The organism is Phenylobacterium sp. (genome assembly GCF_037968635.1).
Classification (GTDB): Bacteria; Pseudomonadota; Alphaproteobacteria; order Caulobacterales; family Caulobacteraceae; genus Phenylobacterium.
In genome coordinates this window covers 26,218-40,771 of sequence record NZ_JBBKVV010000022.1, presented here as the reverse complement: position 1 = coordinate 40,771, position 14,554 = coordinate 26,218, and the positions used below count along the sequence as shown (strand labels likewise).

The following is a 14,554-nucleotide window of genomic DNA, read 5'->3' as shown; positions in this document are numbered from 1 at the left end:
CGCCCGCCCTGCCGCCCGTGGCGGCGCGCAGCCCGCGGAGGCTGCGGCCGCACAGGAACAGGTCGAGGGCCAGGAAGATCTGGAGATCCCCTCCTTCCTGCGCCGCCTCGCCAACTAGGCGAGATGTTGGACTGAAATTCGCGCAAGGCCGGGTGTCACGCCCGGCCTTGTTGCATTTCCGGGTGAGGGTTCTCCTGTGAGGCGAGGGGTCCTAAGCCTTGATTCCGCTAACAAATCCTGACGTTCCAAATCGAAACATTTGGAAACAGGACGTGTCTTGCGGCGCCGCAGCATAATCGTAAAAAGGCATCTGAGGCGGATCGTGGCCACTCCCGGCCTGCGCTCCGACTCAAGAGGGCTCTCGTCTTGGCCGCATCCGCGTTTCAACACACCCTGCGGGGCCCGGCGATCTTCGCCGGCGTCGGCGTGCACACCGGCGCCCACACCCGCGTCTCGGTCCGACCCGCGCCGGCCAACACCGGCATCGTCTTCGTCCGCACCGATGTGACCGATCGCGACAACCGTGTGCCTGTCAGCGCCGAGGCGGTCTGCAAGACCCAGTTGGGCACGGTGATCACCAATGCCGCCGACGTCACCGTCGCCACCATCGAGCACCTGATGGCGGCCCTGGTCATGCTGGACATCGACAACGCGGTCGTGGAGCTCGATGGTCCTGAGATGCCGATCATGGACGGTTCCTCGCAGCCCTTCGTCGAAATTCTCGACCGGGCCGGGCGCCGAGGGCAGGACGCCCCGCGCCGCTATATCGAGATCCTGGAGACCGTCGAGGTCGTGGACGGCGATAAGCGCGCCGCCCTGAGCCCGGCCGACGAATTTGAAGTGGCCTTCGAGATCGCCTTTGATTCCAAGGCTATCGGCCGTCAGCGGGTGGACCTGCTGATGCACGAGCGCGCCTTCCGCAGTGAACTGGCGAACTGCCGCACCTTTGGCTTCCTGCATGAGGTCGAGGCTCTTCGCGCCATGGGTCTGGCCCGTGGTGGCTCCATGGAAAACGCGGTGGTCATCGAGGGCGACCGGATCCTCAACCCGGAAGGCCTGCGTCGTCCCGACGAATTCGTGCGCCACAAGGCCCTGGACGCCATCGGTGACCTGTTCGTGCTGGGCGCGCCGATCCTTGGCCGTTTCGAGGGCGTGCTGGCCGGTCACGGCATCAACAACGCCGTGGTTCGCGCCCTGGTCGCCCAGCCCAACGCCTGGCGTTATCGCAGCCTTGTGGATAACCTGGCTCAGGCCGTCTGAACCTTTTCAGGCCCGCCTCTCTTTCGACAATCTAACGCTTTAGCTCGACCTTCGGCGGGCGGTTCCCTGCGTCCTCGCCTCCCTTCCGTTTGCGCCCCGCCGAGCGTGGTGTAGAAGCGAGGACTCGCAGCGCGGGGGCGCGCATTTTGTCTGTTTGAGGTGACGGTGTCCTTGCTTCGCAATTCCTGGAGTCGCCCGGCGCTCGTCGCCTGCATCGTCGCCATCGCCTTGGCCGGCTGCGCCGGCAAACCCAAGCGGCCCAAGCTGGCCTATGAGGAGCGGCCGGTTGAGCTGCTCTACGCCACCGGCGCCGACCGGCTGGACCGTGGTCTCTGGAACCAGGCCGTCGACTACTTCCAGGAGGTGGAGCGTCAGCACCCCTATTCGGAATGGTCACGCCGAGCGATCCTGATGACGGCCTACGCCCACTACCAGGCCAACAACTATTCCGAGGCGATCGGCGACGCCGATCGCTTCATCTCGCTGTATCCCGGCAACCCGGCGGCGACCTATGCTCACTACCTGAAGTCCATCTGCTATTTCGAGCAGATCGTTGATGTGGGGCGCGACCAGGCCGCCACCGGCCAGGCGCTTGCGAACCTGCGCGAGGTGGTCCAGCGCTATCCCAAGAGTGAGTACGCCGCCGATGCGCGTCTGAAGATCGACATGGTCAACGACCAGTTGGCCGGCAAGGAAATGACTATTGGTCGCTGGTATCTGCACCAAGGCGACACCATCGCCGCCCTGGGTCGTTTCCGGACGGTGATCGACCGCTATCAGACCACCAGCCACGCGCCGGAAGCCCTCTACCGTCTGGTGGAGAGCTACTTGACCCTGGGTCTGGTGGAGGAAGCCAAGCGCAATGGCGCGGTCCTGGGCTTCAACTATCCAGGGGACCGCTGGTACGCCGACGCCTACGCGCTGCTGGCCGACAAGGGCCTGCGCCCCTCGGTGGAGCCTGCCGGCAAAAAGGGGGGGATGCTGCGGCATCTGCCGTTCCGCAAGGACAAGACCGCGACCATCAAGCCGCCGTCGACGACGATTGAAGAACCTAAGGCGAACTGATCCCTTCCAGCGCGTCTGATTCCAGGCGATCTTCCCCGCCATGTTGATCGGGCTTTGGATCCGCGACGTCGTGCTTATCGAGGCCTTGGACCTGTCCATCGGCCCGGGCCTGACGGCGCTTACCGGTGAGACCGGCGCAGGCAAGTCGATCATCCTCGACGCCTTGGGCCTGGCGACCGGCGCGCGCGCCGACGCCGGCCTTGTGCGGCAGGGCGCGAGCCAGGCCATGGCTTCGGCCGTCTTCGCGCCGCCGCTGGACCATCCCGTCTGGGAGGTGCTGGAGGAGAAGGGCTTGGCCTATGCCCGCGACGAGGATCTGGTCCTGCGCCGCACCCTCTCCGTCGACGGCCGCAGCCGCGCCTTCGTCAATGACCAGGCCACCAGCGTCGGGGTCTTGAAGGAATTGGGCCAACATCTGCTGGAAGTTCACGGCCAGCACGAGACCGTCGGACTGCTGGACGCCCGCACCCACCGGCCGCTGCTGGACGCCTATGGTTCGCTACGCCCGCTGACCAGGGCCGTGAGCGACCACTGGACGGCTTGGCGTGACGCCCGCGCCAAGGCTGACGAGCTGCGCCAGGCTGTGGACCGCGCCGCCGCCGACGCGGAGGAACTGACTCTGCGGCTCTCCGAACTGGACCGCCTCGCCCCCCAGGAGGGGGAGGAGACGGCGCTGGCGGAGGAGCGCGCCATCCTGGGCGCCGCCGAGAAGGCCATCACCGACATCAACGACGCGCGCGGAGCCTTCGAGGGGCTGACCGGCAAGCTGGCCGCCGCGGTCAGGGCCGTGGAGCATGCGCGGGCTCGCGCGGTCCAGGCCGGCGCCGCCGAGGATGGGCCCGCCGTCAGCCGGCTGACGGTCGCCAGCGCCGCCATCGACCGGGTGTTCGGTGAGGCGCAGGAGGCTGAGGCCGCCGTGGACGCCGCCGCCGAGGCCTTCGATTTCCGGCCCGACCGCCTGGAGAAGGCCGAAGAGCGGCTGTTCGAACTACGCGGCATGGCCAGGAAGCTGCAGGTCTCGGTCGAGGAACTGCCGTCCCTGCGGGTGCGCTTCGCCGAGCGTCTGCGGGCCATGGAGTCCGGCGAGGACGACCTGAAGGCCGCCGACGCCGCGGTGGCGCAAGCCCGCGCTGCCTATATGGCCGCCGCCGAGAAGCTGTCGGCCTCCCGCCGCGCCGCAGGCGACCGCTTGGCCGCCGCCGTCATGGTCGAGCTGCCGCCGCTGAAACTGGACAAGGCCCGCTTCCGGGTCGCCGTCGAGACCCTGGCCGAGGACCGAGCGGGCCCTACGGGGATCGACCGTGTCGCCTTCGAGATCGCCACCAACCCCGGGGCGCCCTTCGGCGACCTTGGAGCCATCGCCTCGGGTGGAGAACTGGCGCGCTTCGCGCTCGCTCTGAAGGCCGCGTTGGCCGGCCGCGCCGAGGGCGTTCAGCCCTTGATGATCTTTGACGAGGTAGACCAGGGGGTGGGCGGCGCCGTGGCCGACGCCGTGGGCCTGCGCCTGCGCCGGTTGGCCTCTGACGCCCAGGTGCTGGTGGTGACGCACTCACCCCAGGTCGCCGCCCGCGCCGACGCCCACTGGCGGATCGCCAAGGCCGGGGACGGGGAGCGCCTGCGCACTGCCGTGGAGACCCTGTCGCCCGCCGACCGCGAGGAAGAAATCGCCCGCATGCTGGCCGGCGCCCATATCACCGACGCGGCCCGCGCCGCCGCCCGGGCTCTGATGCATGCCTGAAGCTGCCAGACCTGTCGCTGATCTGACCGAGGCCGATGCCGCCGAGGAACTGACCAAGCTCGCCGACGAACTGTCCGGCCATGACCTCGCCTATCACCAGCAGGACGCGCCCACGATCTCGGACGCCGACTATGACGCGCTCAAGCGCCGCAACCTGGAGATCGAGGCTCGCTTTCCGGAACTGATCCGCGAGAACTCGCCGTCGCGGCGGGTGGGGGCGGCGCGGGCTGAGCAGTTCTCGCCGGTGGAGCACGGCGTGCCGATGCTCAGCCTCGACAACGCCTTCTCCGACGCGGAGGCCGTGGAGTTCGACGCCCGGGTGCGGCGCTTCCTGCGGGCCGACGCCGCGCCCATCGCCTATACCGCCGAGCCCAAGATCGACGGCCTGTCGGCCTCGCTACGATACGAGAAAGGCGTCCTGGTCCAGGGCGCGACCCGGGGCGACGGCCGGGTGGGTGAGGACGTCACCCAGAACCTCAAGACGGTCTCCGATATTCCCCACCGGCTGGCTGGTTCCGGCTGGCCGGAGGTCATCGAGGTGCGCGGCGAAGTCTACCTCGGCCGTGACGGGTTCGCCGCGCTGAACGCCAACGCCGAAGCGGCGGGCCAGAAGACCTATGCGAACCCGCGCAACGCCGCGGCGGGATCGCTGCGGCAGATCGATCCGAAGATCACCGCCACGCGGCCCCTGCGGTTCTTCGCCTATGCCTGGGGCCTGATCAGCGACCCCTTCGCCCAGAGCCAGTGGGAGGCGCTCTCCAAGCTGAAGGCTTGGGGTTTCCAGACCACGCCGCAGTCGCAGCGGGTGGTGGGGCCACAGGGCCTGCTGGCCGCCTATCGCGACATGGAGGTCGCCCGCCCCAAGCTCGTCTTCGACATCGACGGGGTGGTCTACAAGGTCGACCGGCTGGACTGGCAGTCCCGGCTGGGCTTCATCACCCGGACGCCGCGCTGGGCCATCGCGCGCAAGTTTCCTGCTGAACGCGCACGCACCATTCTGGAGGCCATTGACCTGCAGGTGGGGCGCACCGGCGCCGTGACGCCAGTGGCCAGGCTGCATCCGGTGACTGTGGGCGGCGTGGTGGTGGTCAACGCCACCCTGCACAACGCCGACGAAATCGCCCGCAAGGACCTGCGGGTGGGTGACACGGTGATCATCCAGCGGGCCGGCGACGTGATCCCGCAGGTGGTGGAGGCGGTTCTCTCCGAGCGCCCCGAGGGCGCCGTCTCGTTCGAGTACCCGACCCACTGCCCCTGTCCGCTGCGCACGCCCCTGGCGCGGGAGACCACCGCCTCGGGCGCCGAGACCGTGGTGCGCCGCTGCACCGGCGAGTTCGCCTGTCCCTTCCAGCGCATCGAGCACCTGCGCCACTTCGTCGGCCGCCGCGCTTTTGACATCGAGGGCCTGGGGGAGAAACAGCTCACCGCCTTCTACGAGCGCGGCTGGATGCGCGAGCCTGCCGACATTTTCCGGTTGGCTCGCGACGAGGGACGCCTGGCCGAGCTCCGCGGTAGCGACGGCTATGGCGAGACCAGCATCACCAACCTGGTTGCCGGGATCGACGAGCGACGGAAGATTCCCCTGGACCGCTTCATCTTCGGTCTCGGCATCCGCCACATCGGCGAGACCACCTCGCTGGCCCTGGCCCGTCACTATGAGACCGTCGAGGCCTTCATCCAGGCGGGGCAGGCGGCCGCCGAGCAGCGACCTGGCGCAGACTACCTGGCGCTCTCCACGCTGGACGGCATCGGCCCGACGGCTCTGGAGGCGATCATCGCCTGGGGCCGAACGAGGCCGGACGTTCTGATCCCGGCCCAGGCCTCGATGGACGAGCGGCTGCGGCTCTCGATTCCCAAGATCAACAGCCGCGCACGGCAGGCGCTGGTGGAGCTGTTTGGCGACTGGGCCACCTTCGACGCCGCCGTCACCAAGGCTGCGAGCCAGGGCCCAGGCGACGACTTCCTGGAACTGGCTACGGTCGACGCCGTGGGCGTGGTGGCCGCCCGGATGATCGCCGAGTTCTTTGGCGAGCCGCACAATCGCGACATGGTGGCCAACCTCGCCGCCGAACTGCGCGAGGTTCAGGCCGTCGCCCGGCCCAAGACCGACACCGCCGTGGCCGGCAAGACCATTGTCTTCACAGGGGCGCTCGAAAAGATGACCCGTGACGAGGCCAAGGCCCAGGCTGAGGGGATGGGCGCCAAGGTGTCGGGTTCGGTCTCCAAGAAGACCGACCTGGTGGTGGCCGGACCCGGCGCGGGTTCCAAACTGAAGACCGCCTCGGAGCTGGGTATTGAGGTCATCACCGAAGACGAATGGCTCGCCCTGGTGGCCGGCTGATGTCCGAGGCGCCCCCGACCATCGAAGAGGAGCTGAGGATCGGCCTACAGCGGTTGCGCGAGCACATGCTGAACATAGCCGAACTGACCTTTGATCGGGTGGTGGTCAAGGCGCCCGAAAACCCCGTGGCGCTGCGCCTGGCCGGCGTGACCAAACATAAGTTGGGTGACAGCGCCACGGCTCTGCAACACCTTCGTGCCGCCACCGTCCTGGCGCCGGATGTCCAAATCGGCTGGTGGGACCTATCAATCGTGCTGCGCGACAGGGGGGAGGGCGAGGCGGCCGTTCAGGCTCATGCCCGGGCGGTGAGCCTGTTGGGCATCGACCCTGAGGCGGTGCCTCTGCCGCCGCTGGTCCAGCTCTCCCTCTCATCCGACCGCTTGGTCCACGGCTTCACCATGGTGGACTACCCCTATACGGCCACCGTTCGCTATGGCTCGGGCCGGCCGGCCCACCCTGAACTCGCGCTCCAGATCGGGGCGGGCAGGGATCGCTATGCGGCCTTCCTCACCGAGTTGGGAGAAATCCAGGGCGACTTCGCGCAGATCCCATTGGGCGGAAACTACGACGACTCCACGCCCTTCTGGCTGAACAGCTGGTTCCCGGCTCTGGACGCCATGGCGCTGACCCAGATGCTGCGGCGCTACAACCCGCAGCGGTTTGTGGAGATCGGATCGGGGCTGTCGACCAAGTTCGCGCGCCGCGCCGTGCAGACCTACGGCCTGCGCACCAAGCTGGCTTCCATCGATCCCGAGCCGCGCAGCGAGGTCGACAAGCTGTGTGACCGGGTGATCCGCCAACCGCTGGAGCGGGTCGATATCGCCATGTTCGCCGGCCTTGAGGCCGGCGACATCCTGTTCCTGGATTCATCGCACCGCAGCTTCCAGGGCTCGGACGTCACAGTCTTCTTCCTAGAGATTCTGCCGCGGCTGAAGTCCGGGGTTATTGTCCACATCCACGACATCTACCTGCCTGACGACTATCTCAGCGGCCACCTGTGGCGGCTGTGGAACGAGCAGTACCTGCTGGCCACGGCTCTGCTGTTCGGGGGCGCGAATTTCGAGATCCTGTTCCCCTGCTGGTACATCGGCCGCGATCCGGCGCTCTCACTCCAGGCGAAGGAGCTTCTCCGGAAGGGCCCGCTGAGCGGGGTCGATCTCTACGGCGCATCGTTCTGGATGGCGAAGACCTAGAGAGCCGGCCGGCGCCTTTGCCAGTGGCGCAGGAGCGCCTTACCTAGACATCCAAACTTCGAGCTCGCCGGGCTGGATGATGCTCACCTGTTTGGGCGTTAGCGGTCTAGCGGCGATGCCGCTTGCCGTGACGGCGTCGGCAAGCGCCTGCGCGGCCTGCCTGTCCTGTTCGTTGCGATAGCGTACCTCGTTCAGTCCCGCTGATTTCACGGTGCGTTCGCCGCTTCCTCCTTCGACGGTCCATCCAGAGGTCGTCAGGGCCCGATTGAGCCCCACCACATTCTCCCGCGCGATAGATCCGGCGAACTGGATGTAGACGCGCCGACGCAGCGCTGGGTCAATAGTTTCCAACTGATAGGTCGGCGGTTCCCCCGCAGGCTTGGGCCTTACGCTGGGAGCTGGTGGTGGCGCTACGACGACTTGAGAACCTTCTGCGGGCGCGGCCGCCTTTTGCGCGAGCGTCTCCGCCTGCACGATGGCCGCTCCGAGCTGCCGTCCGACCTCAGGCATGTCCTGGCGTGAGTAGGCCTGGCGAGCCTGTTCGAGCGTCCTGGCCACCTCGTTTGCGGTGCGCTCAAAGCGTTTCGCCCGTGCTTCAGCGTCGTTACGCTGATTGTGCACGATGATTAGGAAGGCCGCGAGGCAAGCCAGCACGCCTGCGAAGCCTATGGAGAGAAGCAGCACCCGGCGCCTCGAGGTGCGCTCCATCTCGGCGAACAAGGTCACCGCAGATGCGGCGTTGATGCTGCCGTCGGTCATCGATCCGCCTCCGGCGCACTCGCCGTGGCGCCGTGCAACTGCTCCAACAGCCTAAACGCTCGATTCAGGTACTGCGTCACCTGCACGCCAGCGATGGTAAACAAGCCCCCAGAACCGAAGAGCAGAGCAAATTGCTCCGGGCTGGTGTTTCCAGCCTTCACGAGGAGCCACGAGGCATAGGTCAGCAGCAGGAGGGAGATGGTCGCCCCCAACAGGTAGATAATCCGCTCCAGCAGAAACATTCGCATCAGGCGCTCTACGCCGTTCAGTGCGCGCTCGACGACCATAGCGTCATCAGACATGCGGTCCCTCACAATCTGCAGGCGAGTTATCTAGTCTCGCATCTGAGTGGAGAGTCAATATTGAGGTGGTTTGGGTCGCCGCAGAGCGCGAGACCCTGACGTCCACGAGTCGTTTACAACGGCGCTCCGAACACCTTCGGCACGAGCGCGCGATATTCGGGAGATGACCTAGAGTGGCGCGCAGGCCTCTTCCATCCAGGCTCGTACATCTACCGGAACGCGCGGCCCGACCACCGTCAGGACGCGGCCGTGGTAGGCGTCCATCTGAGCGCGCTCGTCGGGGGTAAGCAGGGAAACCTCGATCAGGCGGCGGTCGATGGGGGCCAGGGTCAGGGTTTCGAAGCCCAGCATCGGGCGCTCGCCGCCGGCGATGGGCGCAGCCTCCGTCACATACTGCAGGTTCTCGATCCGGATGCCGTAGGCGCCTGCCTTGTAGTAGCCGGGCTCGTTGGAGAGGATCATGCCGGGCTGCAGGGACACGAAACTGGGCAGCTTGGATATGCGCTGCGGGCCTTCGTGGACGCCGAGATAGGAGCCGACTCCGTGGCCGGTGCCGTGGTCGAAATCGAGACCCTTGGCCCAGAGCGGGGCGCGGGCCAGGACGTCCAGGGCCGAGCCGGTGGTGCCGGCCGGGAAGCGGATGGCGGCCAGCGCCAGGTGGCCCTTCAGCACCAGGGTGAAGCGCTCGCGCATTTCCGCGGTCGGCTCGCCAATGGCCACGGTCCGGGTGACGTCGGTGGTCCCGTCGAGGTACTGGGCGCCGGAGTCCACCAGCAGCAGGGATCCTGAGATGGTCTGCTTGTTCAGCCGTGTTGTGGGCCGGTAGTGAACGATGGCGCCGTTGGAGGCCGCGCCGGCGATGGTGTCGAAGGAGAGGTCCTTCATGGCGCCGGACTGGTCGCGGAAGCCCTCGAGCTTGGTGACCACCTCGATCTCGTCGGGCAGGCTGGTTTGAGCTTCGGTGGCCAGCCAGTGGAGGAAGCGGGCCAGGGCCACGCCATCGCGTGCGTGGGCCTCGGTGGTCCCGGCGATCTCGATCCTGTTCTTGGTGGCGCGGGGCAGGGCGCAGGGGTCTTCGCCGCGGACAACCTTGGCGCCGGCCTGGGCCAGGGCCTCGAAGTACCAGGAGGAGGAAAGGCCTGGGTCCACCAGGACGCGCTTGCCCTTCAGATCGGCCAGGGCGCGCGGCAGGTCGTCGGGGGTTTCCAGGGTGACTTGGTTGCCGAGCCAGGCGGGCAGATCGGCGGTGACCTTGGCCGGGTCAAGGAACAGCCGGGCCGTGCCGTCCTTGTTGAGGATCGCCTGGGAGAGCGGCAGGGGTGTGCGGATGACGTCGCCGCCGCGCACATTGAACAGCCATGCGATGGAGGAGGGGGCGGTCAGCACCGTGGCGTCGGCGTCGCGGGCGGCGAGCGCCCTACCGATGCGCAACCGCTTGTCTGCGGAGTCCTCGCCGGAATGTTCCAGGGGCTGGGCGACCACGGGCGCGGTGGGCTGGGCGGGACGCTGCGCGCCCCACGCCTGGTCCAGAGGATTGGCGACCACCGGCTTGAGTTGCGCTCCGGCGCGGGCGACGGCGGCCTTGAGGCGGTCCAGAGCGTCGGGGCTGTGCAGGCGGGGGTCATAGCCGACGACCTGGCCCGCGCCTGTAGCGGTTTCCAGATAGGCGGGAACGCCGCCCTCCACGAGATCGCGGATCTCGAAGGTGGCTTCGTCCACCTGGTCGCGAACTTGGAGCGTGTAGCGGCCATCGACGAAGACCGCGGCGCGGTCCTTCAGGATCACCGCGGCGCCGGCCGAGCCCGTAAAGCCGGTGGCCCAGGCCAGCCGGTCATTGGCATCGGGCAGATACTCGTTCTGGTGCTCGTCCTCGTGTGGCACGAGGAAGCCGTCCAGGCCCTGGGCGGTCATGGCCGCGCGGATCAGGGGGACGTGGCGGGGGCCAAAGGAACGGTCGGTGGTTTCTTCGAAGGTCTGGCGCATGGGTGGCATGTAAGCCGTTCGGGCGGGGCTCGCAAAGGGCTCAGGCTTGCAGTTTGCGGCGAAGCTCGGCTAGAAATCACCCATGGTTCGCAGCCTGGCCCTCGCTTGCTCCAATTCCAACGGTCCCACCGGGGTCGTTCGAACGCGCATGCCTTGAGCTAGAGCGACCTCGAACCAGACCCCGCCTACATCGGCCGGGGTCTGAAAGACCAAGAGAACCCGTCCGATCCTTTTCAAATCGGAGCGTTCCAAATGACCACCACCCCACCCTGGCTTCCCATCGAGACCGAGCGATTGCTGCTGCGCGATTTCCGCGAGGCGGATTTCGACGCCATCCACGCCTACGCCACTGATCCGGAGGTGGTGCGCTACATGACCTGGGGTCCCAACACCCTGGAGGTCACCCGCGAGGTCCTGGACCGCAACATGGGCCGACAGCAGACCTGGCCGCGGGAGCAACTTGACCTGGCGGTGGAGGTGAAGGCGACGGGCGAGATGATCGGGGTCGTCTCTCTGCATGACGCGGCCACCGAGAACAGTTCCTTCGGCTACTGCTACAGCCGCGAGGCCTGGGGGCGGGGCTATGGGACCGAGGCCGCCCGGGCCTTGGCCGAGGTCGCCTTCACCGAACTTGGCCACCACCGCATCTGGGCCACCTGCGACGCCCGCAACCACGGCTCCTACTTGATCATGGAGAAGATCGGGATGCGGCGTGAGGGCCATCTGTTGAAGGACACCAGGGCCCATGACGGCTGGCGCGACAGCTATCTCTACGCGCTGCTGGCCGACGAGTGGCTCAGCGATAATTACATCCGGGTATAATTGACGGAGGCGGGCTGCCGGGATACAAGGCCCGCCTCAAGTCGAGGATCAGACCGTGGACAAGCAAAGCCGCCGCGACATCGCCAGGGCCTACAAGGAAAGGAAGGTTCCGACCGGGATCTTCAGCCTGCGTTGCGAACCAACCGGGGAGACCTGGATCGGTCTGAGCCGCAACCTGGATGGCGCAGCCAATTCGGTCCTGCTCGGCCTGCGCATGGGCTCGCATCGAAACAAGACCATGCAGGCGGCCTGGACCGCGCACGGCGGCGACAGCTTCACCTACACGGTGGTCGAGAGCTTGGAGGAGGACTTGAGTCCGATCGGCAAGGAAGACTGGCTGAAGACGCGTCTGCGACACTGGATCGCGGCGCTGGAAGCCCGGTCCATCGTGGCGTAAAGCTTGACCAGAGGGTTTGGTTAAGCGGGTCACGGCATGCTCCCTCGCTCAAGCGTTCGGAGATCGCCCATGACCTGTTGTTCCAAGCACGCCAACTGGCCCCAGCTTTCCCGTCGCGGAGTGATGGGCGCCATGGCGCTGGGGGGCGGGGTGCTTCTCAGCAGCAGCCTGAAGCCGGGCGTGTCGCATGCCGCAGGCCACTGTGAGGCGCTGCTGCTGACCTGCATGGACTACCGCCTGAACAGCGAGGTCGACGCCTACATGACCGCCCGCGGTCTGAAGCACAAATACGATCACATGATCCTGGCGGGGGCCTCGCTCGGGGCTCTGAACGACAAGTATCCAGTGTGGAACGAGGTGTTCTGGAGCCATCTGGACCTGGCGGTGCAACTGCATCAAGTCCATCGCCTGATCGTCATCGATCACCGCGACTGCGGCGCCTACAAGCTGGTGCTTGGGGACGCGGCGGTGAAGGACGGCGAGACCGAGTTCAAGAGTCACGTGAAACAACTCTACGCCCTGCGTTCCCAGGTCACGACGAAACACCCCCATATGGAGGTGGAGCTAGGTCTCATGGGACTGGACGGGGCGGTCACCCAGGTGGTCTGACCGCCCCCGATCCCTCTACTGTTGCGGCGCGTTCGTGGCGTCCTGGGCGGCGTCGGTCGCGGCCGACGCCGAGTTCTGAGCCGCCTCGGCGGTGCGGTCGGCGGCGTTACGGGCGCTGTCGGCGGCGGCCTGGGTCGCTCCCGCCATGCTGGAAGCGGCGTTGGCCGAGGCTTCGCTGGCGGCCTGGGCCGCGGTCTGAGCCTGGGCGGTGGCGGTCTCCATCATCGCCTGGCTGCGCCCCGCGTCGCTGGCGGCCTGCAGGTCGGTGGAGGTGGTGTTGTTGTTGAACATGAAGACCAGGCCGACGATGGCGACCACGGCCACCAGGGCGGCGATCCACCAGCCGGCGTTGCTCGAACCGCCGGAGGCCGGGGCGGCGTTGTATTCCGTGCGGACGGTCGCCGGCTGTTCGACGACGGTCTTTTCCACATAGGGGTCGTTGGGATTGCTCATGGGGTGCGTCCTCAAAATCGGCGGTGAAGACCACCGTCGAGAGGCTGAACGCTGATCGTTGGGCGCGGTTCCTAGTTCCTGCGGATCACCAGGGTGGCCCAGGCGTCCCGGTGGATGCGGCGAACCAATGTGAATCCCTTGGAGCGATAGGCTGCCAGGACCCGGCGCTCCTGGGTGCGCAGCAGGCCCGACAGGATGGCGACGCCGCCCGGCTTGAGGGCCAGCTTGATGTCGTGGGAGAGGGCCACCAGGGGCGGGGCCAGGATGTTGGCGAACACCAGATCGTAGGGCGCCTTTTCCCGGACCGAGGCGTGGCCCAGGCCCGAGGCGTGGAGGAAACGCACCTTGGCCTTGTTGAGCACCGCGTTCTCGCCGGCGATGCGGACCGAGGGCGCGTCGATGTCGGTGCCGACGGCGATGGGGGTGCCGGTGCGGGCCGCGGCGATCGCCAGGACGCCGGTGCCGGCGCCGACGTCCAGGACGCGCTGATAGCGGTGGGCTTTGAGCAGGTCGTGATAGGCCTGCAGGCAGCCGACGGTGGTGCCGTGGTGGCCGGTGCCGAAGGCGGCGCCCGCCTCGATGCGAAGGTTGACGGCGTTGACCGGGGCGCGGCCCTTGTCATGGGCGCCGTAGACGAAGAAGCGGCCGGCCCGGACCGGGGGCAGGCCCGAGAGCGCCATGGCCAGCCAGTCGGCGTCCGCCAGCTTCTCCACCAGCACCTTGAGCTTGGGATAGCCGGCTAAGGCGCTCGCGAAGTCACGGGCCTCGTCGTCGGAGGTGGGAAAGGCGTCGATGCGCCAGACGTCGCGATCCTCGTCCTCCTCCAGGATGGAGTAGGTGACGCCCTCCAGCATAGGATCAGCGTCGATGGCCTCGGCGGCGGCTTCGGCCACGGCGCGGGGCCCCCGGGCGATGATCTGAACGGCGTCTGTCGTCATGCGCATCCGTCTAGAGGCGCGGACGCGGAAAGGCGAGGGTTTAGGCGGGCGGGGGCGCTTCGTCCGGCGACGTTTCCGGCGCGGCCGGAGTCATTGTCGCGGTCAGGCCCGCGAGGATGTCGCCGCCCATGGACGGATAGGAGAGGGGCGGGACGGGCTCAGACTCGTACTTCGCCGGGGCGAGGCGAACCGGCGGCTGTTGGTACGCAACGCGAGCGGGTTCGGGCTCAGGCTCGAGGTCTGCCTCGGCCATCTCGACCGGATGGGCGGGCTGGGTCCAGTCGGTCCCGATCACGTAGTCGGGGACCTGGCCGGAATAGCTGGTCCAACTTGCCGTCTGCCGCAGGCCAGGGCCGAGCCGCTCACCCGCGTGGCCGGCGAGCAATTGGGGGCCGTCCAGATCGGTCATTTCGCGAATTTCAGGCTTCGAGGCCGCGCCAATGCTCAGGCCCGCCACGGTGGCGATGGCCATTCCGAAAAAGACATGTCGTAGATCGCGCATCTCGACTCCCTCGCTGTCGACTATAGCGCGCCAACGCGCATCTGGTTCAGCCGAGATGACCCTGTGCCAAATCGATACGGCGCCCGCCCGCCCCTTGGCCGCTCGAAGGCGGCACTCGCGCGACAGGGTATGTCGGGCTCCGGAAGTTTCATCCTACGGGGAATGTTCCAGTGGCGCGGCTGGCTCGGCTCT

Annotated in this window: 14 protein-coding genes; 8 read left to right on the top strand and 6 right to left on the bottom strand. The window is 67.3% G+C overall.

The window, feature by feature from the left end; genetic code table 11:
- Positions 1 to 366: 366 nt before the first annotated feature.
- The 5 genes from lpxC to AAC997_RS02580 all read left to right on the top strand — a co-directional run bounded on the left by lpxC (position 367) and on the right by AAC997_RS02580 (position 7,597).
- Positions 367 to 1,260, top strand: a complete 894-nt coding sequence (gene lpxC / locus AAC997_RS02600; RefSeq protein ID WP_340644143.1) for a UDP-3-O-acyl-N-acetylglucosamine deacetylase — start codon at positions 367 to 369, stop codon at positions 1,258 to 1,260.
- 159 nt (positions 1,261 to 1,419) lie between these two features.
- Positions 1,420 to 2,325 carry an outer membrane protein assembly factor BamD gene (locus AAC997_RS02595; RefSeq protein ID WP_340644142.1) on the top strand — a complete coding sequence of 302 codons (906 nt, stop codon included), beginning with the start codon at positions 1,420 to 1,422 and terminating at the stop codon, positions 2,323 to 2,325.
- 40 nt (positions 2,326 to 2,365) lie between these two features.
- The gene (recN, locus tag AAC997_RS02590) at positions 2,366 to 4,063 is read left to right on the top strand and encodes a DNA repair protein RecN (RefSeq protein ID WP_340644141.1); all 1,698 of its coding nucleotides are present in this window, start codon (positions 2,366 to 2,368) and stop codon (positions 4,061 to 4,063) included.
- A complete protein-coding gene (gene ligA, locus AAC997_RS02585) occupies positions 4,056 to 6,404 on the top strand; it encodes an NAD-dependent DNA ligase LigA (RefSeq protein ID WP_340644140.1) in 2,349 nt (782 codons plus the stop codon). Before recN ends, ligA begins: the two co-directional genes overlap by 8 nt.
- A complete protein-coding gene (locus tag AAC997_RS02580) occupies positions 6,404 to 7,597 on the top strand; it encodes a class I SAM-dependent methyltransferase (RefSeq protein ID WP_340644139.1) in 1,194 nt (397 codons plus the stop codon). The genes ligA and AAC997_RS02580 overlap by 1 nt, the downstream gene beginning before the upstream one ends.
- 39 nt (positions 7,598 to 7,636) lie before the next feature.
- On the opposite strand, the gene AAC997_RS02575 is transcribed toward AAC997_RS02580, so the two are convergent.
- The 3 genes from AAC997_RS02575 to AAC997_RS02565 all read right to left on the bottom strand — a co-directional run bounded on the left by AAC997_RS02575 (position 7,637) and on the right by AAC997_RS02565 (position 10,641).
- The gene (locus AAC997_RS02575; RefSeq protein WP_340644138.1) at positions 7,637 to 8,356 is read right to left on the bottom strand and encodes a hypothetical protein; all 720 of its coding nucleotides are present in this window, start codon (positions 8,354 to 8,356) and stop codon (positions 7,637 to 7,639) included.
- The gene (locus tag AAC997_RS02570) at positions 8,353 to 8,658 is read right to left on the bottom strand and encodes a hypothetical protein (RefSeq protein ID WP_340644137.1); all 306 of its coding nucleotides are present in this window, start codon (positions 8,656 to 8,658) and stop codon (positions 8,353 to 8,355) included. The genes AAC997_RS02575 and AAC997_RS02570 overlap by 4 nt, the downstream gene beginning before the upstream one ends.
- 168 nt (positions 8,659 to 8,826) lie before the next feature.
- Positions 8,827 to 10,641 carry an aminopeptidase P family protein gene (locus tag AAC997_RS02565; RefSeq protein ID WP_340644136.1) on the bottom strand — a complete coding sequence of 605 codons (1,815 nt, stop codon included), beginning with the start codon at positions 10,639 to 10,641 and terminating at the stop codon, positions 8,827 to 8,829.
- Positions 10,642 to 10,893: 252 nt separating this feature from the next.
- On the opposite strand from AAC997_RS02565, the gene AAC997_RS02560 reads away from it, so the two are divergent.
- The 3 genes from AAC997_RS02560 (at position 10,894) to AAC997_RS02550 (ending at position 12,469) form a co-directional block, all read left to right on the top strand.
- Positions 10,894 to 11,463: a GNAT family N-acetyltransferase gene (locus AAC997_RS02560; protein ID WP_340644135.1), complete on the top strand. Its 570-nt coding sequence runs from the start codon at positions 10,894 to 10,896 to the stop codon at positions 11,461 to 11,463.
- Between the two features lie 55 nt (positions 11,464 to 11,518).
- Positions 11,519 to 11,860 carry a GIY-YIG nuclease family protein gene (locus AAC997_RS02555; RefSeq protein WP_340644134.1) on the top strand — a complete coding sequence of 114 codons (342 nt, stop codon included), beginning with the start codon at positions 11,519 to 11,521 and terminating at the stop codon, positions 11,858 to 11,860.
- Between the two features lie 69 nt (positions 11,861 to 11,929).
- Positions 11,930 to 12,469 carry a carbonic anhydrase gene (locus AAC997_RS02550; protein WP_340644133.1) on the top strand — a complete coding sequence of 180 codons (540 nt, stop codon included), beginning with the start codon at positions 11,930 to 11,932 and terminating at the stop codon, positions 12,467 to 12,469.
- Positions 12,470 to 12,484: 15 nt separating this feature from the next.
- Here AAC997_RS02550 and AAC997_RS02545 read toward each other — a convergent pair whose 3' ends face one another.
- From AAC997_RS02545 to AAC997_RS02535, 3 genes are all read right to left on the bottom strand, one after another.
- Positions 12,485 to 12,922, bottom strand: coding sequence for a hypothetical protein (locus AAC997_RS02545; RefSeq protein ID WP_340644132.1), 438 nt, complete (start codon positions 12,920 to 12,922; stop codon positions 12,485 to 12,487).
- A 71-nt stretch (positions 12,923 to 12,993) separates the two neighbouring features.
- On the bottom strand, positions 12,994 to 13,860 hold the full coding sequence (locus AAC997_RS02540; protein WP_340644131.1) for a 50S ribosomal protein L11 methyltransferase: 867 nt from the start codon (positions 13,858 to 13,860) through the stop codon (positions 12,994 to 12,996).
- A 40-nt stretch (positions 13,861 to 13,900) separates the two neighbouring features.
- The gene (locus AAC997_RS02535) at positions 13,901 to 14,362 is read right to left on the bottom strand and encodes a hypothetical protein (protein ID WP_340644130.1); all 462 of its coding nucleotides are present in this window, start codon (positions 14,360 to 14,362) and stop codon (positions 13,901 to 13,903) included.
- Positions 14,363 to 14,554: the final 192 nt, after the last annotated feature.